Source organism: Rhodococcus sp. SORGH_AS_0303 (assembly GCF_030819335.1).
Taxonomy (GTDB): domain Bacteria; phylum Actinomycetota; class Actinomycetes; order Mycobacteriales; family Mycobacteriaceae; genus Rhodococcoides.
This window is the reverse complement of the sequence record NZ_JAUTBO010000001.1, coordinates 1,209,991-1,229,693: the sequence shown is the minus strand read 5'-3', so window position 1 is coordinate 1,229,693 and position 19,703 is coordinate 1,209,991. Positions and strand designations below refer to the sequence as shown.

The window sequence follows — 19,703 nt, the reverse complement described above, 5'->3', positions numbered from 1 at the left end:
GGCAGCACGGCGACGAACGCACCAAGCCCTCAAATTTTCTCAGCATCCGTCACCCGCCAATGGCCACAGCCCCTCTAGACTTGCGTGCGTGCAACCAGCTGAAAACACTCGCGCCTGGCTCTTGACCTACCGCGATGGTGTCGAGCCCTCACTACGAAGTGGTGGTCACACATACGACGACGTTCTGTCGTCACATTATTCCTACGACAGCAACGTGAAGAACTGCGAAAAAATTCGTCCCGGTGACATAGTCGTGCTGTGGGACACCAGCAACGCTCTCGGCGCCTCCGTCGTCTCGTCGGTCACGTCGGGTCCGGGCAAGAAGAGAATGCGATACTGTCCAAACTGCGGCAGTCCTAGAAATATACGACGCCGTTCCGAAAAGGGCCCCTTCATCTGCGAACTGAACAGGGGCTGTGGGCACCGGACTATGCATCCCAGGTACGACTGGACTGATTTAACTGTCTATTCTGCGGACTACGAGGAGGCCTTCCTTCCTCTGTCGTTGAATATTCCAAAAGAGCAGGTTCACGCCGCGTGCGACAATGACAACAAGAGGCTTTCCATCAGGGGCCTCAGCTGGCAACGTTTCAGCAACCTGCTACAAGATGCGCCTAGCGCTGCCGTCAAGAGAACCCTTGATTTGCACGCTCACCGCTTCACGAAATCCATCGATTTCGCGTATCCGCAGGAGCCACCTGGGGGATTCAGCTCAGTCATGGCAAGAGCGCGAATCGGTCAAGCCAGCTTTCGGGCGAAGCTGATCTCGCAGTTTGGCTCTGTTTGCGCATTCACGGGACCCTCACCGCTGGCCACGCTCGAAGCGGCCCACCTGTACTCGTATGCTGCGGTGGGACTCCATCACGAACATGGCGGCATTCTGCTGCGCCGTGACCTCCACTCGCTGTTCGACCAGGGACTAATCAGGGTGTCGAGTGCACACGCGATCGAACTGGATCAAACCCTCTTGGATTACCCGCAATACGCCCTGCTGGATGGCAAGAGCTTGGAATTCAAACCCAACAGGGCAATGCAGAAATGGTTCGAAACTCATCGCACACAGCACAGCGAACAAGGATGGTCGACGCAGATCTCTTGGTCGTAACTATCGAGAGACTGGAGCGGCAGTGGTTGAGGTCCGATACCACTCCACCATCGTCCCGATCACCTGATCCCCATCCGCCGCCCAGACAGCCGCGTTGAAGATCTCCACCTCCACGTCACCGAGGTAGCCGGCTTCCTCGACCCACCGCCCGATGGTGGCGAAATCGATCACCCCGTCGCCCATCATTCCGCGGGACAGGAGGGGGTCGGCTTCCATCGGAACCAACCAGTCGCACACCTGGTACGAGCTGATGCGTCCTCGCTCCCCCGCCGTCTTGATCTGCGCCTCGAGGTCGGGGTCCCACCACACATGGAACGTGTCGACGACGACCCCCACCGCCTCCACCGGATGCGGCTCCGCCATGGCCAGAGCCTGACCCAGCGTCGAGATCACCGCTCGATCGGCCACGAACATCGGATGCAGCGGCTCCAACGCGATTCGCACACCGCGCTCCAGCGCGTACGGCACCAACTCGGCGAGCCTCTCGGCCACCCGTGCCCGCGCACCGATCAGGTCGCGATCCGGGATACCGCCCATCACCATCACCAGCTCAGGAGCCCCGAGCTCGGCCGCCTCGTCGAGAGCCCGTCGGTTGTCGTCGAGCCCGTCGTCGTCGAGGGCCGTGAGGAAGCCACCGCGGCACAGGGTCGACACCCGCAGCCCGGCATCGGAGATCATCTTCGCCGACTCCGTGACCCCGGCTTCCTGCACGCGGTCACGCCACGGTCCGATAGCACCGAGTCCCGCCCGCGCCGCACCCTCGACGGCCTCCTTCAGGCTCCAGTTGTTCACCGTCTTGGTGTTGAGTGACAAACGTTCGAGACTCATGCCGACACCCCGTTCAGCTCCAGATACAGGCCCATCCGGTGAATGGCCAAGGCCGGGTCTGCCAGCAGCCCAGCACGAGCCGCCAGGACGAACAGTTGCGTCAGGTGCTCCACACTGCGACCTGACGCCAACCCGCCGACCATCGAGAATCCGGGCTGCTTCCCGTTCAACCATGACAAGAACGCGATGCCCGTCTTGTAGTAGTAGGTGGGTGCCGCGAAGATGTGCCGACCCAGTTCCTGCGTCGACCGCAGGATTTCCTCGGCCCGGGCTGTATTGCCGCGATCGAGCTCCTGCAACGCCGTGGACGCCGCGGGGTAGATGCCGGCGAAGATGCCGAGCAGCGCATCGGAGTGGTGCTCACCGTCGCCCATGATGAGCTCCGGGTAGTTGAAATCGTCCCCGGTGTAGAGACGAACCCCGGCGGGCAGAGCTGCGCGCAGGGCGATCTCGTGCTGAGCGTCCAGCAGCGACACCTTCACACCGTCGACCTTCGCGGCGTGCGCCTCGATCAGTCCACGGAACGTCGCGGTCGCCTCGTCCACGGACGCGCTTCCCCAATAGCCCTCGAGCGCAGGGTCGAACATCGTTCCGAGCCAATGCAACACCACGGGCTCATCGACCTCGTCGAGCAACGTCGAGTAGACGGACAGGTAGTCGTCGGGTGATGACGCCACCCGTGCCAGCGCACGCGACGCCATGATGATGACCTTGGCGCCCGACTCCCGCACCACCGCGATCTGCTCGTGGTAGGCGTCGAGGACACGAGCGAGACCCTCCCGACCCGACGGCAGCGTCGTCAGGTCGAGCTGGTCCGTTCCGGCCCCGCAGGCGAGCAGGCCGCCGACCCGGGCAGCCTCGGCACCGGATCGTCGGATCAGCTCGGCGGTCGCCGCCCAGTCGAGACCCATGCCGCGCTGCGCGGTGTCCATCGCGTCGGCGACACCGAGCCCGTAGGACCACAGCTCGTGCCGGTAGGCGAGGGTGGCATCCCAGTCGATGTCGGCCGGTGCGCCCGGAGTGTTGTCACCCGTCGCACGCGGAATGACATGTGCGGCTGCGTAGGCGATGCGCGACGTGATCGGAGAAGTGGGCTTGGACCACTCACCCGGCTCGCCCAGCTGATACGCGCCGTGGCCCGGCAGTGCGATGGTCAGGCGCGAGGCGACGGCGGTCACAGCGCGATCTCCGGCACGTCGAGGCGGCGGCCCTCCGCGGAGCTACGCAGGCCGAGCTCGGCCAGCTGGACACCGCGCGCGGCGGACAACAGGCCGTAGCGGTGGGGGCGCTCGGCGATGACGTCGCGCAGGAACTCCTCCCACTGCAGCTTGAAGCCGTTGTCCAGATCGGCGTTGGCCGGGACGTCGAGCCACTGGTCGCGGAAGGGTTCGGTGACGGGCAGGTCGGGATTCCACACCGGCTTGGGAGTGTGTGAGCGGTGCTGGGCGACGCAATTGCGCAGTCCCGCCACTGCGGAGCCGTGAGTGCCGTCCACCTGGAACTCGACCAACTCGTCACGGAACACTCGCACGGCCCACGACGAGTTGATCTGCGCGACAACACCGTTCTGCATCTCGAAGATGCCGTACGCGGCGTCGTCGGCGGTGGCGGCGTACTCGTTGCCCTGCTCGTCCCACCGCGTCGGGATGTGGGTGGTTGCCTTGGCGGTGACCGTCTCGACCTTGCCGAGAATGCCCTCGAGCACGTAGTTCCAGTGGCAGAACATGTCCACGACGATGCCGCCACCGTCCTCGGCGCGGTAGTTCCAGCTGGGCCGCTGCGCGGGCTGACCGTCACCCTCGAAGACCCAGTAGCCGAACTCGCCTCGCAGCGAGAGGATGCGTCCGAAGAAGCCCTCGTCGACCAGTCGCTTCAGCTTCACCAATCCGGGGAGGTAGAGCTTGTCGTGGACGACGCCTGCCGTGACGCCCGCGTTCTGCCCGATGCGCGCCAGCTCGATGGCCTGCGTCAGCGTCTCGGCCGTCGGCTTCTCGGTGAAGATGTGCTTGCCGGCCTTCATCGCTGACGACAGTGCGTCCGCGCGACGCGAGGTCACCTGGGCGTCGAAGTAGATGTCGATTGACGCATCGTCGATGACCGACTGGGCGTCGGTGGTGTACTCGGCGATGCCGTGCTGAGCGCAGAGTTCCTGCAGCTTCGCCTCGTTGCGACCGACGAGCACCGGCTCGACCTGCACGCGCGAGCCGTCCGCGATCAGCAATCCGCCGGCGTCGCGGATGGGGAGAATGGAACGCAGAAGATGCTGACGGTAGCCCATGCGACCGGTGACGCCGTTCATGGCGATGCGCAGGGTTCGGGTGGGGTGAGACATCGAATGGCCTTTCTGACTGCTCGGCAGCCAGGTCTGAAGAGTGCACGACCGAGGGAGTCGAGGCGCGCGAGGGCCTCGGGAGACGGTGCGGCGGAAAGTCCTGCACGCGTCGAGGGGCAAGTCAGCTTCGGAATGCGCTTTCCAAGCTATGCTGTCGAGGTCGATCGGTCAACAGGTACCGGCAGACCGCAACGATTTCGTGGGGGTGGCGAGCATGGCGGCAGTGCGATTGCGTGACGTGGCAGCAGCGGCCGGCGTCTCCCAAGCCACGGCATCACGGGTGCTGAACGGCTCGTCGAGGGTGCCCGGCGAGGGGGTGGCCGACCGAGTGCGCGCCGCCGCAGCCGATCTCGGCTACATTGCGAATGCCCAGGCCCAGGCTTTGGCGCGGTCGTCGACGGGCCTGATCGGTCTAGTCGTGCACGATGTCGCCGACCCGTACTTCTCCTCCATCGTCCGCGGCGTGCAGAACGAGGCGCGCGACGCCGGCAAACTCGTGCTGCTCGCGAGCACCGAGCGCGACTTCGCCATCGAGCGACAGTCGGTGAGTACGTTCATCTCCCACCGCGCCGACGCCATCATCCTGGCCGGATCGCGGCAGAGCGGCGACCTCGACCGCGCCCTGGAACGCGAGTTCGAGGCGTATCGGGACAACGGCGGCCGCGTCGTCGTCATCGGCCAGCCCATGCCGTTCGGAGCGGCTGTCGAACCCGAGAATCATTCTGCATCAGCAGCATTGGCTGAAGCACTGTACGAGCACGGCCATCGGCGGTTCGCGATCATCGGCGGCCCGGGCAACATCCGCACGTCCGCGGACCGTCGCAACGGATTCGTCGAGGCACTGTGCCGCCACGGCATCACCCCGGAGATCGAGGTGGCCGGCGACTTCTCCCGCGACGGCGGCTACAGCGCGGCACGACGCCTCGCGGCAGCCTTGGAACTCACGCCCGGTCACGGCGCTCCCCCGTGCGTCTTCGCCGTCACCGACGTCATGGCCATCGGAGCCATCGCCGCGTGGCGTGAGCTGGGCCTGAGCGTTCCCGACGATGTCTGCGTCGCGGGTTTCGACGACATCCCCACCCTGCGGGACCACGTTCCGAGCTTGTCGACGGTCGCGTTGTCGCTCGTCGACATCGGCGAGCGTGCCGTACGACTGGCGCTCGACCCGTCGGACCGCGCCCTCGACGCGCACGAGTACGCACCGGGAACGGTCGTCCTGCGCGCGAGCAGCGCCCTAAGCAGGTAGTTGTCCGTTTTCCTTGACACTGTGGGCGCGATCACATTAGATTCGGCCGCAGCTTCGGAAAGCGCATTCCAGCGGGAGTAGTCGGACCCGCACCACTACTAGCTTTAGGACTCCTCATGGCGGTAACAACGTCGGTCGAGGCCCCACTCGCTGCACGGTCGGCACCGCATCCCGCGCCGACGCGTCGTCGACGGTTTCCCTCGTTCCGCAACACCTGGTCCGGCTTGTGGCGGCCCCTCGCTCTCGTGGCTGCGCTCGTCGTCGCGTGGTGGGCGGTCACGACCACCGAACTGGTTGCGCCCTACATCCTTCCGTCCCCCGGCGACACCTGGTCGACGATGGTCGACAACGCGTCCTACCTCGCCGGCCACACCTGGGTGACCACCTACGAGACCATCGCGGGCTTCGTCATCGCCGGCCTGGTCGGTATCGCCGTCGCGGTGGTGATGATCTACTCGTCGTCGATCGAGAAGACGATGTACCCGCTGATCCTCTTCGCTCAGGTCATCCCGAAGATCGCCATCGCACCACTGTTCGTCGTGTGGCTCGGCTTCGGCGCCAGCCCCAAGATCCTGGTCGCTGTCCTCATGGCCTTCTTCCCCATCGTCATCGCCGGCATGGCGGGCCTGCGGTCCGTCGACCCGGAGATCCTCGAACTGACGTCCACGATGGGTGCGAGCAAGTGGAAGACGTTCTGCAAGGTGCGCTTCCCCGCTTCGCTGCCGCAGCTGATGTCGGGACTCAAGATCGCGGCGACGCTCGCGGTGACCGGTGCGGTGGTCGGTGAGTTCGTCGGCGCCAACGAAGGACTCGGTTACGTAATCCTCCAGGCGAACGGAAACATCGACACCGCAATGCTGTTCGCTGCCCTCATCATCATGTCTCTGCTCGGCATCCTGCTGTTCCTCGTCATCGAGATCGCCGAGAAGTTCCTCATCCCCTGGCATGCATCGCGCCGCTCCACCGCGTCCGTCGGCGCAGTGTGACCCGGCTGCCTCACCCCTACCTCCTCGAAAGAAGACTTCCATGAAGCTCAAGACTGCCCTCGTGGCTGCGGTAGCCGCGTCGCTCGCTCTCGCCGGATGTGGCGGCGGCGGTGGCGGTGCGGAGAAGGCCCCCGGCGCTGACGGTGAGACCACCGCGACGTCGCTGATGCTCAACTGGTACCCCTACGGCGAGCACGCACCGTTCTACTACGGCGTGCAGGAGGGAATCTTCGCCAAGCACGGCATCGACCTCACCATCACCGCCGGCCAGGGCTCGACCAAGACCGCGCAGGCCGCCGGCTCGAACCAGACCGACTTCGGCTGGGCCGACTCCGCCGCCGTCATGTCGAACATCGACAAGGGCGTGAAGGTGAAGAGCCTGGGCGTCTTCCTGCAGACGACGCCGTCGGCCGTCCAGGTCTACGCCGACGGTCCCATCCAGACCACCGCCGACCTCGCCGGCAAGACGATCGCCGTTTCCGCCGGTGACGCGCCGACCACGACGTTCCCGATCTTCCTCGACCGCGCCGGTGTCCCCGAGGACCAGGTACAGCAGCAGAGCCTCGACTCCGCGGGCAAGATCGCCGCGATGCTGTCCGGCCAGGTCGACGGCCTCATCGGGTTCGCGCACGACCAGGGGCCGAACATCGCAAACAAGTCGGGCCGCGAGATGCGCTACCTTCGCTACTCCGACGAGGGCCTGAACTTCTTCAGCAACGGCCTCATCGCCAACACCTCGACCATCGAGAGCTCGCCGGAACTGGTGCAGGCCATGGTCGACGCCACCACCGAATCGTTCGAGGCCGCCATCGCCAACCCCGAAGAGGCCGTGAAGGCCATGGTGGGCAAGGACCCGCAGACCCCGCCGGAGTCGGTGCTGCTGCAGCAGTGGCAGGAGACCATTCCGCTGCTCACCACCGCCAACACCGAGGGCCAGGCACCGGGCGTCAATGCCGAAGAGGACTGGACCAACACCATCTCCATCCTCGGTGACGCCGGGCTGACCGAGGTCGGAGCCGAGCCGTCGAAGTACTGGGACTCCTCCTTCACCTCCAGCAAGGAATGAGCGACGACATGAGCGCCATCACCCACGAACGACCCACCACCGTCACCGACACCGCGGTCTCGGTCGACAACCTCACCGTCCAGTTCTCGTCCAAGCGTGGCGACGTCACCGCGCTGTCCGACGTCGACCTGAAGGTCGGCAGGGGTGAATTCGTCTCTATCGCCGGCCCGTCGGGCTGCGGCAAGTCCACACTGCTCAAGGTGGTCGCCGGCCTGACTGGCGCCTCCCGCGGCTCGGTCGAGCTGGCCGGCCGCGAGGTGAAGGGACCGCAGCGCAACATCGGCTACGTCTTTCAGCGCGCCGCACTGCTGGAGTGGCGCACCGTCCGCAAGAACATCCTGCTCCAGGGCGAGATGCGTGGCATGAACAAGAAGGCTGCCGCGGCGAAGGCCGACCAGCTGATCGAGATGACGGGCCTGACGGGCTTCGAGGGAGCACTCCCCCACGAGCTGTCCGGCGGCATGCAGCAACGCGTCTCGCTGTGCCGGGCGCTGCTGCACGAGCCCGAGGTGCTGCTGATGGACGAACCGTTCGGGGCCCTCGACGCCCTCACCCGCGAGAAGATGAACGTCGAACTGCACCGCATTTGGCGGGAGACCGGGACGACGGTCATGCTGGTCACCCACTCCGTCGCCGAAGCCGTCTACCTCGCCAACCGGGTGGTCGTCATGAGCCCGAGGCCGGGGCGGATCGTGGACATCCTCGACGTAGACCTGCCGGCGCACCGGGAGTACAGCGCGACCATGGAGAAGCCTGAGTTCATCTCCGTAGCAAACACGGTGAGGGATCTGCTGGGGGCTACGACCGGTGCTGACTAGGCAGCGTGAAACAGGGGAGCTTGCAGGACGAGCGCGCGTTGTCAACTGCAAGCACGCTGGATAGATCGATAGGCACGAGCGCGTTCGTACTCGTCGCTGACGTAACGCGATCGAAGTTCACTGCTCGTCCTGGGACAAACATCGGTCGCACTAACGGCGATCAACAAAAAGTCCTCATCATGGCGAACGGGACCCGATCAAGGTATGGTCCGGTTATGTCCGATATCCTCGACGGCACCCCGTACCTTTTGACTGACGACGCTGCCGTGCTGGGCGACTTCGACAAGCTCTTGGGGAGGGCAGACGCAGCGAGGTCTCTAGCAGGTAAGGCCGCCGCGAAGATAGAAGCTGAAGCTCAACTAATCTTTGCTCAATTTCGAGACGAGATTCGAGCAGACCTGGTATCCGAAAGCAATAAAATCGAAGGCTACCTTTGGTCGACTGCCTCTGTTGCCCAAACGGTTCAGCACTACCGAGAGATTTTGGAGCGACCGGTACGCGATTTCATGGACGCATTGCGCGGCGACGCGCGAGTTTATGAAGCACTTGGTCTGTATCGCGCCTACCAAATCGCCGACGAATGGGCGAATGAACGTAGGAGGCCTCGGCAAAGCGAGATACGTGAATTGCACCAACTCATCATCGGTCACGAGAACCACGCTGGACGTTACAAGCTTTATCCGAACGAAATTGGGGGATCCGACCATAAACCACTAGAGCCTTTCGTGGTGCCGCAAGCGATGCAGGAGCTCTCGGACTGGTGGTCTACAGGAACAGGGAATACCGTACTCGACGCCACCGTCGTACACGCGTGGATTACGCACATTCATCCATTCGAAGATGGCAATGGAAGGATGGCTAGAATACTTGCCAATCTCACTCTCGTGCAAGACGGTTACCCACCTTTTTTGCTCCGCAGCGAATCCGACCGAAACCAGTACTACAAGGCGCTTGCGTTATCGGATAATGGAGAACTTCTACCACTGTTCGACATGTTCATCAAGGTGCTGCGTCGAACGAGCAAGCAGATGTGCAGGGACGGCTATGCCCGCAAGAAGATCCAGGGTACGTTACTGAACGATCATCGGATGCGTTACCAACAGTGGTCGGGCTTGGTCGAAAAATTTTTTACCGAGTTAACAACCAATCTGCAACTTGACGGAATCAAGGTTACGTACCAAGGCGTTCCAGCAATCGATTCTTTTGTAGAACTACAAGAGTTGGATTCTTCGGGCAATAGCTGGGCTGCCATATTCGATACGAAGGCCACATCTTGTCTCCTATGGTTCGGTTTTCCATCGGATAACCTGCGATCCACGCTTCAGCTAGACAGGGTTGAGCTGCGCTACCCCTCGTTATTTCTGAGCCCGAAGTCGATGGAACCGCACTCGGCACACCCGTTCCGTCCTCGCATTGATGCGAATGATGGATTTCTCAACGAGTTGTACTTCGAACCCCTGACAACACACCCGGTTCTTATACGAACGCATCATGACGTGGTCGACTACTCCACGAGCGAGGGAGTCATCAACGCAGCTACCGCCATAAGAGTCGCCCTGTTTGGCGTGTAGCAGAGTTCGCGAATAAAAATCCCCCTTACCGGTCCGAAATGTTAGTCTTCAAAGAACTATCTAGATGCGAACTAGCAACCCCGAAAAGGGGATGGCAAGTTTGGGACCGCAAATACGCTTTAGGCGCGCGGGAGCGCGAATAAATAACCCGCTTCACCCCTGCGGTTCGGCCTCTATGGCAGGAGGCGCGGATCTGATCCTGTGGCGGGGCCGCTGAACCACGTGCGAATCAATTCATCTCCTGTCGCTGGCGGTGACCTCGATGAGGGTGTTTCACCGGCGGAGATTTTTCGAGCAATCCGGTGGTGTAACCGTTCCAAACTAGGTTGCCGGGTACCGGGCCATCCGTGCGTGAGAATGGGGGTGCCAAACAAATCCGCGGGTGTAGTCGCCGCAACGACTTGTAAAAGCCTGCGCGCGAAGTCAATCGGGAGAGGTGTCGGCAACGGCGACCTCCTTTGCGACGAAGTTCCTCCACCCTCTACCGGAAAAGGCCTTGATCGACGCGCTTGTGGTTAAGGTCAGAGGTGTAGAGCGTCGCCTGGGCGGTGCGATAGCCACCGAAACGACGAGCCGCCTTCGCCGCCGTATGGGTCCGACAAGTCTCGCGCGACCCTCTCAAACTGATGCGCGCGAGGCGCGCAAGTGTGCGACTTCTGCGACCGGCGCGCCGGTCGCGAAGACGATCCAGTCGACGGTACGGCGGAGCCACTTGGTCGCCTTCTTGGTGCGGATGAACTGTGGAGCGCCGGGGGGTCCGGTGGCGTTGGCATGCCGTCGACTGCCTGTGGTGGCGAGGATGCCGCCATCCCGGCGCTAGTTGTTCTTCGCGGGGAGGTTGTGGACGGTGAGTCGCTCGATGGGTGACTTGCCGTCGATGCCTGTGTGGGGTCGGTGGTGATTGTAGTGATGGACCCAGTCCTGGTAGGTCGCTGCGCGGGGGCTTCGTCGGAGAGGTAGGTGTGGGTGTAGGCCCATTCCTGGTTCAGGGTGCGGTTGAACCGTTCGACTTTGCCGTTGGTCTGCGGTCGGTAGGGGCGGGTGCGCTTGTGCACCACCGATCCGAGTGCTTCGGCGAACAGTGTTGACCGGTAGCAGGATCCGTTGTCGGTGAGCACTCTGGCGATGGTGATGCCGTGGTCGGTGAAGTACGCAGCGGCGCGCCGGTAGAACCCGGCGGCGGTCTCCTTGCGTTCGTCACCGAGGATCTCGGAGTAGGCGAGGCGGGAGTGGTCGTCGACGGCGTGGTGGACGAACGCGTAGCCGCGGCCTTGTTTCTTGTTGTGCCGGTTGCCGATCGTGCGGCCGAGTTTGCGGTACCCGCCGCCGTCGGGGATCCGGCCGAGTTTCTTGATGTCGATGTGGATCAGGTCGCCGGGGGCGGGGTGTTCGTAGCGGCGGGGTGCGGGGCGGCGCACCGCCAGGCCGGTGTTCTGGTCCAGGTGGCGCAGCAGCGGCATCCGGTAGTGGGCCAGGACCGCGGAGACGGTGCTGCGCGGCAGGTGCAGGTGGTAGGCGATCCGGTGCGGTCCCCACCGGTTGGTGAAGCGCAGCGCCACGATTCGTCGTTCGGTGCGTCTCGGTGTGCGCGCGGGGCTGCGGCGGGGCCGGCTGGACCGGTCGATCATCGCCGGCGCCCCGCCGGCCCGGTACCGGTCGGCCCACTTCTTGGCGGTGGTCGGTGAGACCTGGAAGCGTTCGGCGGCCCGCCGGATGGACCAGTGGTCGTCGACGATCGAACTCGCGAGCTTCAATCGTCCCTTCGGGGTGAGGGAGGCGTTAGCGTGGGACACGAGGACCTCTCGGTTGTCGGTGCAGTTGTGGTAACCACACCGATACCGGAGGTCCTCACCTATCTGTTGTCGCCACGCCGTCCACAACGTCCCTGACCATTACAGCTAGTTACGTATCGGCAGCCGGGCTCCTTGCTCGCGGATCGAGTCGACGAACTCAAGGGGCGTGCGTCCACTTTGCGGAAACACCGCGGGGGTTCCTGCGAGCGACGACCGTGTGTGTCTCACGCCCGGCCGGTGCCAGCCGGGTGCGGTCGTCGATCGCCAGGTAAATACCCACACTCACCACGTTCTGGCAGCAAGCAGGGATCCAGTTGGACGGGAGCTCCAAAACCGGCAACATTACATGCCGCGGCAGCGAGCCCGAAGAGTTTCTAGAGGCATGGCGGTCTGTGACAGCCAGCCATCTGCTTCGCCAGCGACTTGGCGCTGCCAAGATGGACTGGGCTCCCAAGCTTGAATATGCGCGCTCCGAGGCCTGTGCCGGGCGGGCTACGCACCTCTTCCGATCGGCTTGTCGCGAACGTCGCTGTACGTCTCTTGTTGATACGCTTGCAGCCAACCGATGCAGGGTCGACCGCAGTCCGTGAGGGAAACCACCTCCTGTCGGTCCCGGCCGATAGTGTTGACGGCCGTACGGCATGCGTGAGACGTGCTGGGGCCGAGATGAAGGAGTGGTGGTGGGAGTTCGCTATATCGGCAGTAAGGCGCGCGTCGCCGATGCCATTGTGGACTTGGCCGGGCCCTCGCGAGGTGGGCGATTCGTCGACGCCTTCTGCGGGACCGGCTCTGTGGCCAGTGCCGCCGCGTCTCGCGGTTGGGCGATCACCGTCAACGACACACTTCCGTCGGCTGTCGCCATGAGCGTCGGCGCGACAGTCGGTCGAGGCAATGTTTCGTTCGCGCCCCTCGGGGGCTACTCCGCGGCAGTGCGTGCGTTGAACGCCGTACCCGGAAGCCCCGGCTTTGTTCATTCCCAGTACAGCCCGGCCTCCACTGCGACCGGTGAGGTGGAACGGCGGTATTTCACTGAGGAGAACGCTGCACGGCTGGATGCGATGCGAGCTCGAATCGGACAATGGGTCACCGCCGGCTATCTGACCAAAGTGGAACAAGAGCTGTTGATCGCGGACCTTCTTCAAGCCGCCAACAAGGTCGCCAACATCTCGGGCACCTACGGATGCTTTCTTAAGGCCTGGTCACCGGCCGCCCTTCGTCCAGTTCTGGTCCGAGAGCGACTCCTCCCGCCTCGCACCACAGACCTCGACGCGGTAGTCGGCGACGTCACCCTGCTGCAGACCACCACGAACGACACCGTGTACTTCGATCCTCCGTACACGAAGCGGCAGTACAGTGCCTACTACCACCTGCTTGAGACACTTCACGCTGGCGATTCCCCGCAGGTCGGTGGCGTCACGGGGCTCCGGCCGTGGAAAGACAAGGCCTCGGACTTCTGCTATAAGTCCCGCGCTCTGGGCGCGCTCACCCAGTTAGTGCTGGGTACTACTGCGCGACAGATTCTGCTGAGTTACAGCAACGAGGGTCACGTCCCTCGTGACTACCTAATCAACGCGTTGAGTGAGGCCGGCACGGTCACAGTGCACGAGATACAGACCATCGGTCGGTATCGTCCGAACGCAAGGGCATCGGCGAACGCCGACACTGTCGACGAGTATGTCATCGAGATCCAACCGGTTCGGATGGATCCGGAGGTGCCGAAGGCGCACCGATATCGTGGCTCAGTGGTGCACACAGCGTGAAGAGCGTCGAGCAACGACTTCTCGAACCCACGAACAGACTCCTGAACGAAGCCGCAGCCGACGTGCTGCCGCGCGCCGACCACACCAATGCTCGTCTGACGGTGTTGGAGGCCGTGGCAGCCAGGTCCGGGGGGTGGCGCCTCGATGATTTCTGGACCCTGGTCGGAAGGAACTCGGCTCGCCTCCATGCGGACCCGGCGCCCTGGGCCGACAAGATTGGCACGAGCATCGACGCCACAGGAATTCCCACGGCGTTGGCGCTGGCTGCGCTGAGCCGCGAAGTGCTTCCTCCCTCGTTACAACGCAAGACCGGCGCCTATTACACGGATTGGCGCCTCGCTCGTGCACTCGCTGCAACCGCCGTCCCGGAGGTTGCAGCCGATGGCCCTTGGGTCGACACCGCATGCGGCTCAGGGGTCCTGCTCGCCGCGGCCGCCATGGTCCTGCCAGCAGGACCTGCTCGCGATGCGGTGATCCGCGACCGACTCGTAGGAGCCGATCTCTCGGCGAATGCCCTCCGGGGGACACTCCTGTCCGTCGCGAGTTTGACCGCGGATCTGACCGCCGTCAGCGGATTCGCCGAGCGACTGCTTCGGCAGGACAGCTTGACGAGTGGTCCGACGTGGACCGCACTGGCACCAGCCGGAGCAGCCCTGGTCATCGGTAATCCGCCCTGGGAGAAACTGCGGGTGTCCCGCCATGAAGTGGCTAAAGATGCTGGGACGAGAAGAGATTACGGTCAGAGCTTCGAGCACGACGTCGACGTCACCCATGACCGGTCGAATTTACTGGCCTACGTCGAACAAGTTGCCTCCGGAACGCGTCTCCAGGGTCGTGGCGAGCACGACCTCTACAAACTTTTTCTAGAGCTCGGTATGGGCATCGTCGCCCAAGAGGGTGTCCTGGCTCTTCTGCTGCCTGCCGGGTTGATCAGGTCACAGGGCACAGAGCGTCTGCGGCGAGAGCTCACCTCGATGGCCCGGGATCTCTCCATCGCGGTGGTCGAGAACCGTGCCAGCCACTTCGCGATCGACACCAGGTTCAAGTTCGTCTCCGTGACGGCCAAGTTCGGAGACGGCCGCAAGCAGCCCATTGGGCTCAAGGTGGCGGACCGGGCTGGCGTTTTACCCGAACGGGCAGTCAAGCTCAGCCGGTCTCGATTAGCCGAAGTCAGACCGGATCTGAGCCTCCCGGAGGTCCGCAGCACGGTAGAATGGAACCTGTATTCCCGCCTCGCGAGCAATGCCGTTACCGTCGGCGACCTGACCGGGCCATGGAGGCCCACGTATCGCCGGGAAATAGACATGACCCTCGACAGCAAGATGTTTCGCCGCCGAGGTGATGACACCACATTGCCCTTGCTCGAAGGTCGTCACGTGAGCCAGTACCGGTGGAGGGCTAAGAGCTACCGGTCAGGCGAAGGCCGGTCCGCCATCTGGACACCGGAACCCCTGTCGCACGGCCGACTGAAAACCCAGTGGCACGTTCCCGTGGCCGCCATGAACCCGACGACCCTCCAGCGCACCTCGCGTTCACGAATCGGGTTCTGCGACATCACCGGTCAGACCAACGAACGCTCACTTCTGGTTGCCCGGGTCCCCGATGGCGCCGTGTGCGGGAACAAGGTTCCGACAATCGCCTTCGCAGAAGGCGGCGAAGACCGTGAAGACCTCTTCCTGGCTTTGACCAATTCCCTCGTCGTCGACTGGATGTTGCGGCGAATCGTCACCACCACTGTCAACTTCTTTCTACTGGACACGTTGCACCTGCCTCACGTCGACAAAGACGGAGACATTGGGCAGGAGCTCATCGCTCTAGCTCGTCGGTTGACCGCTGCGGAGGGTGACCCTTCGACAGACGCGTGGGAGGTCGGCCAGTGGCGAGCCCGATCAGACGCACTCGTCGCTGCCGCATGGGGCCTGGACGTAGGCGACTGCGAGGTCATACTCCGAGACTTTCCCCTCCTCGACCGAGGCCAGCCCACGCTCGCCGGCGAAATCAGATCAACAGTGACGGCCGACTGCGTCCTCGCCGAGCTCGCGCAACTCACAGCCGTCGCTCATCCGAGCACAGAGAGAGTGCAACGATACCGAGCCTTGGGAACGGTCCCTTACATCCCCGCCGAGTTCGCCGTGAAGGGGCTGACATGAACGCGCGCACAGTTCTGGCCGTATACAGAGAAATTATCGAGGGTGACCTGCTCAAATTGGTTGCTCGATCTAACAAGTCGGAAAAGGACGGCGGGGGTGCTCGGGATCTGCGATTCCCGTGGAAGACGTTCCGCCCGACTATGCATCGCATCTTCACCGAGAACGGCGTCGAACGTGGGAAGCAATTCCGGTGGGCTGAGGTGACCTACCTCGACCGAAACAACGTGCTAGAGACGACCACGCTTGAATACTGGCCGCCGACTCCCTCCCGTCCAACCGAGGACCGGATCGCTAAAGTCTCCGCCAGCCCTGCGTTGGGCGGGAAACCTGTGCTCACCGATCAAGGGCGGGTTTTTATGGTGCTGACCAAGTTCGACAATGGCATCGTTCGATGCGACTACGCCTACGAAACCGCTCTCCGGGCAGGAAAGTGGGCGACAGAATTCAGCAGCCAGATCCTCAACTGCATGACCGCCGCGTCAGCCCGCAAAGGACACCGCACAGTTCAGGGCTACTACGACTTCACCTCCGGGGAGGGCTTCTGTCATGCCGACTGAGTCGGACATCGGTAAGGACGCACTGAGCGTCCTTCGGGCACTGGCCGTCCGTAAGAACGTCATTATCGCCGGCCCACCAGGAACCGGAAAGTCGCGCTTGCTCAACCAAGTACGCGAGCTGTTCAAGTGGGACCAAGGCCAGACCGGTGGCGCACCAACAGGGCCGATCCCGATTCCGGCATCGTCCGGCCCCATCCCCGCATGGTTTCCGAGTCCAGACCAAGACGTCAGCCGCGAGGTCTTTCAAACGGTCTTCGACCAGAACACCAAATACCGTGATTTTATGCGTGGACTCGTGCCAATGGTGGCGCAAGCTGGCGCATTCGAGGTGACCAGCGGCACCCTCCATCGAGCGGCAACCCGCGCCCGCCTCGACGGCAATGCAGCGCTCGTCATTGTCGACGAGATCAACCGGGGACCCGCTGTCGCGGCTTTCGGAAGCGCGCTCGTCGGGCTCGAAGCTGACAAACGCGTGCCTACGGACGGGCTACCCTCCCCCACGACGCAGTTCTTCGAGATCCTCGGCGACAACGGCAATCACGAGTCGTTCGCCCTTCCGTCCGACCTCTATATCCTCGCCGCAATGAACGAAGCCGACACCAGCGTCGAACCACTCGACGTCGCCTTTCTCCGACGTTTTCACATCCACCGACTAGAACCCGACGAGTCTGCACTGCGCACACATCTCGGGCTGGGCAGCAAAACTGCGCTCGCCGACACACCATCCACAGCGGCGGACTACTACGAGGCTCTCGTCCAGGCGTTCACGCGCATCAACGAGCTCGTACTACTCGGGCGGGGGCAGGCCTATCAACTGGGTCACGGCGCTCTGATGCACGCACCCGTCGACACCGGCAACATCGGAGCAGCAGAGGACTACGTGATGACCGCCTGGGCTACACTTCGGGGGCACGTAGATGAGGTGTTCTACGGAAACACCCGCGCGATCTCGGACGTGCTTCGAGCCGAAAATTCTCACAGCCCGTATTCCATGCTGGAAACCACTTTCGCAGGTCAGGCCGTCCGGCGAATCACAGGACCCCTAAGGCCTAAACCGGCGGAACTGTACAAGCTCATGGTGTTGATCGGTACCGATGACCACAGTTAAGCGAGTGGTCTTTCAGGAACTTCGATCGAGGCCCGGAACCACGGAGGACATCGCCGCGCACAGCGGGATCTCTGAAGGTGAGGTCCTCATGCAGCTGCGGGAACTCAACGATCGTGTCCGGACCCTCTTAGGATACGAAGAGGACCCCATCACCGTATCGGGTGCCGGCTCGTGGAAAGCAGACGGAGTTGCTGGGCTCTTGCGGCTCAATCCGCGCGTAGAGCTTGAGGTCGTACCTAAGTTTCTTGACCCGTCCACCGGTTCGTGGCGTAGGGACTTCTTTCTTCTCGCCGTCTTAGTGAAGACTGGTCACTTGCTCCTGCACGATGAGATATCAGCGGCAGCTGATGAACTTGGTGACCTCGCAACGCTAGTCGCGCAATCTCTGTTGCGACTCTGCGCCGAGAACGAGCGACGTCCGATTCGTAGTTATCGCCGCTCGTGGAGAACAGACTTTGCTATCGACGGAGACGTTGCCTGGGAGACCGTCTATCTACCGGACGCTGACGGATTCTCAGTAAGTCGTTTAGAGCTCAGTCGTCAAAACCAGTATAACGCGGTGTTGGCAGCTAGCGTCCGAACGCTGACCCCAGAAGTCGCTGACGCCGACACAGAGTCTCAACTTCGTCTCCTCGGGCGTCTGATCGGCCAACAACCCAAGCCAGCGACAGATCTCGAATCATTGCCACCACGTCACCAGAGTTGGAAGCAGCCCTACGAACTTGCCCGAATGATCGTCGACGGGATGGGGCTCAATCTCGACCGGGGCACTTTTACCGGTCCTGGTTTTATCCTCTCCACATGGTCTGCTTGGGAGTACCTATGCGAAGAGGTGGTTCGTCGTGCACTTCCGAATCATCAGGTCGTCGGTCAGAAACAGTGGGCCCTGGGACATCGAGGGTCTCAGACGGTGTACGTCAAACCGGATATCTCACCTATGACCGGAGGCGCGGCGCAGTTCCTTCTCGATGCAAAATATAAGACGCGCCTCGGACGAGCACCGCGAATTAGCGCCGGCGACCTGTACGAGTCTCTCGCATTCTTAAACGCGGCCGGGGCATCGAAAATGCTGCTCCTTTACCCCTCGTTGCATTCACTCGATGATTCACCCCTCGGCGCTTGGCGGCGCTTCGACGAGGTCAAAGTCGACGGCCTCACGGTGGAGGGACTTGAGATACAAGTGCAGGGGCTCGCTCGGCGCGGCGGCTTCAACGCACTCGTCTCGGGTGCGCGCAAGGCAATCCATCCGGCGGCCGATACGTCACAATGAAACCCGCGGGCTCGCACAGAATTCTAAGCTGTGGGCTGGATCGCGAGTTTTCAGCAGTAGTCAATTAGCTCGTAACGGCGGCGCATGCGAGCGAGCGCAAATAGCGCTTAAAGATGTCCTTCTGGTGGAGTTGATGCCCAATGAAGATCTATCATCGAGCGCGACATGCCAGCGTCGGGGCCTCAATAGATTGAAAATACCATGAACGCCGACAGTATAAAAATTCCTGTGAACGCCAACGTGAATTCGTATTGAATCGATAGATTTAGAAGATGGGCCGCAGTTTGAGCGCTGATGCAACTTCATCTAAAAAGTCCGCATTGGTTAAGAACCATTCTTGGCCCACCTCGTTCGGCCGTCTAGTCTCGTACAACTCGCGTCGAGGATTTGCATGTCCCGCGGTTGCCAGTAGGCGATGAAATATTTTCTCTACACCCGAAAGAAGACTTAGATCGCAGCCGTACACTCTTAACACCACCAGAGGCTCAGGAATATGAGCACGTGCATTTCTTCGATGGTCCGCGATCCTAGCAGCTACATCAACAGAACGCCCGACTTTGATTAAAGTATTCAATCCGTCCCCGGCGACCGGTTTTTCGAGGTACCAGCCATAGGAGAAGGCGTAGATTCCCGACAGACCTTTAAAGCTCTCAGTCCTGATTGCCTCTTGGCGACCCGTAGCGTCATCATCGCGCGCAGCCTCTACCGGATCGACCTCGAATAGCGCTTGCCCAATCTGAGCACGATGCGCAATCAAGAGATTGAGGGCTTCAACGCTCAGTTCAGACTGGCCGCGAGCAATGAGGCTATTCAACGTGGCCTGAGTCTGCCTGAGCATAGTCGGACCGGCCGAAAACGTGCCGTTTACGGCGGCGTCGATGTACGCCCGGTAGGAATAGACGAAACCCGTGGACGCTACATTCAGAGCGTTGGCGATCTGGGTTGCATCAAGACCCTCTGCGCTCAGCCTGGAAACGTCCCCGATCCGGCCCTGTTGGCCCTGAATGAACACCGACAGTTCGTCCCGGGGACTGAGAACTTCACTCACCTCCGGCACCAAGCTGCCTTCTGTCATACGAACTCCTATGGTTGGCCGCGTTCTGACGCGCGGTA

At 62.4% G+C, this 19,703-nt stretch carries 15 protein-coding genes and 1 pseudogene; 11 read left to right on the top strand and 5 right to left on the bottom strand.

Annotation, left to right across the window (positions count from 1 at the left end; genetic code table 11):
• The first annotated feature begins 88 nt into the window (after nucleotides 1–88).
• Nucleotides 89–1,105: an HNH endonuclease signature motif containing protein gene (locus QE449_RS05715; protein ID WP_307108417.1), complete on the top strand. Its 1,017-nt coding sequence runs from the start codon at nucleotides 89–91 to the stop codon at nucleotides 1,103–1,105.
• Here the strand turns inward: QE449_RS05715 and QE449_RS05710 are convergent, their stop codons facing one another.
• The 3 genes from QE449_RS05710 to QE449_RS05700 are packed head-to-tail and all read right to left on the bottom strand — an operon-like array spanning nucleotide 1,106 to nucleotide 4,265.
• Entirely contained in the window at nucleotides 1,106–1,933 is an 828-nt protein-coding gene (locus QE449_RS05710; protein WP_307108416.1) for a sugar phosphate isomerase/epimerase, read from the bottom strand. It abuts the gene before it with no gap.
• Nucleotides 1,930–3,111, bottom strand: coding sequence for a dihydrodipicolinate synthase family protein (locus QE449_RS05705; RefSeq protein ID WP_307108415.1), 1,182 nt, complete (start codon nucleotides 3,109–3,111; stop codon nucleotides 1,930–1,932). Before QE449_RS05705 ends, QE449_RS05710 begins: the two co-directional genes overlap by 4 nt.
• Nucleotides 3,108–4,265 (bottom strand): Gfo/Idh/MocA family protein, encoded by a 1,158-nt coding sequence (locus tag QE449_RS05700; protein WP_307108414.1) that lies wholly within the window; start codon nucleotides 4,263–4,265, stop codon nucleotides 3,108–3,110. The genes QE449_RS05705 and QE449_RS05700 overlap by 4 nt, the downstream gene beginning before the upstream one ends.
• A 214-nt stretch (nucleotides 4,266–4,479) precedes the next feature.
• Between QE449_RS05700 and QE449_RS05695 the strand changes: the two genes are divergently transcribed.
• From QE449_RS05695 to QE449_RS05675, 5 genes are all read left to right on the top strand, one after another.
• Complete coding sequence (locus tag QE449_RS05695; protein ID WP_056074312.1) at nucleotides 4,480–5,511, top strand: LacI family DNA-binding transcriptional regulator; 1,032 nt, start codon at nucleotides 4,480–4,482, stop codon at nucleotides 5,509–5,511.
• A gap of 116 nt (nucleotides 5,512–5,627) precedes the next feature.
• Nucleotides 5,628–6,497, top strand: a complete 870-nt coding sequence (locus QE449_RS05690; protein WP_042572922.1) for an ABC transporter permease — start codon at nucleotides 5,628–5,630, stop codon at nucleotides 6,495–6,497.
• Nucleotides 6,498–6,537: 40 nt separating this feature from the next.
• Nucleotides 6,538–7,563, top strand: coding sequence for an ABC transporter substrate-binding protein (locus QE449_RS05685; protein ID WP_027504834.1), 1,026 nt, complete (start codon nucleotides 6,538–6,540; stop codon nucleotides 7,561–7,563).
• Nucleotides 7,564–7,571: 8 nt separating this feature from the next.
• Nucleotides 7,572–8,381, top strand: coding sequence for an ABC transporter ATP-binding protein (locus QE449_RS05680; protein ID WP_307108413.1), 810 nt, complete (start codon nucleotides 7,572–7,574; stop codon nucleotides 8,379–8,381).
• Between the two features lie 215 nt (nucleotides 8,382–8,596).
• The gene (locus QE449_RS05675; RefSeq protein WP_307108412.1) at nucleotides 8,597–9,952 is read left to right on the top strand and encodes a Fic family protein; all 1,356 of its coding nucleotides are present in this window, start codon (nucleotides 8,597–8,599) and stop codon (nucleotides 9,950–9,952) included.
• 816 nt (nucleotides 9,953–10,768) lie between these two features.
• On the opposite strand, the pseudogene QE449_RS05670 reads toward QE449_RS05675, so the two are convergent.
• Nucleotides 10,769–11,745 (bottom strand): annotated as a pseudogene (locus tag QE449_RS05670) (IS481 family transposase).
• Between the two features lie 680 nt (nucleotides 11,746–12,425).
• Between QE449_RS05670 and QE449_RS05665 the strand changes: the two are divergent.
• The 5 genes from QE449_RS05665 to QE449_RS05645 are packed head-to-tail and all read left to right on the top strand — an operon-like array spanning nucleotide 12,426 to nucleotide 18,590.
• Nucleotides 12,426–13,505 (top strand): DNA adenine methylase, encoded by a 1,080-nt coding sequence (locus QE449_RS05665; protein WP_307108411.1) that lies wholly within the window; start codon nucleotides 12,426–12,428, stop codon nucleotides 13,503–13,505.
• Nucleotides 13,502–15,655: a hypothetical protein gene (locus QE449_RS05660; RefSeq protein WP_307108410.1), complete on the top strand. Its 2,154-nt coding sequence runs from the start codon at nucleotides 13,502–13,504 to the stop codon at nucleotides 15,653–15,655. Before QE449_RS05665 ends, QE449_RS05660 begins: the two co-directional genes overlap by 4 nt.
• On the top strand, nucleotides 15,652–16,212 hold the full coding sequence (locus QE449_RS05655) for a hypothetical protein (RefSeq protein WP_307108409.1): 561 nt from the start codon (nucleotides 15,652–15,654) through the stop codon (nucleotides 16,210–16,212). Before QE449_RS05660 ends, QE449_RS05655 begins: the two co-directional genes overlap by 4 nt.
• Nucleotides 16,202–17,320 (top strand): AAA family ATPase, encoded by a 1,119-nt coding sequence (locus tag QE449_RS05650; RefSeq protein WP_307108408.1) that lies wholly within the window; start codon nucleotides 16,202–16,204, stop codon nucleotides 17,318–17,320. The genes QE449_RS05655 and QE449_RS05650 overlap by 11 nt, the downstream gene beginning before the upstream one ends.
• 4 nt (nucleotides 17,321–17,324) lie before the next feature.
• Nucleotides 17,325–18,590 carry a hypothetical protein gene (locus QE449_RS05645; RefSeq protein ID WP_307108407.1) on the top strand — a complete coding sequence of 422 codons (1,266 nt, stop codon included), beginning with the start codon at nucleotides 17,325–17,327 and terminating at the stop codon, nucleotides 18,588–18,590.
• Between the two features lie 265 nt (nucleotides 18,591–18,855).
• Here QE449_RS05645 and QE449_RS05640 read toward each other — a convergent pair whose 3' ends face one another.
• Nucleotides 18,856–19,665: a GIY-YIG nuclease family protein gene (locus QE449_RS05640; protein ID WP_307108406.1), complete on the bottom strand. Its 810-nt coding sequence runs from the start codon at nucleotides 19,663–19,665 to the stop codon at nucleotides 18,856–18,858.
• Nucleotides 19,666–19,703: the final 38 nt, after the last annotated feature.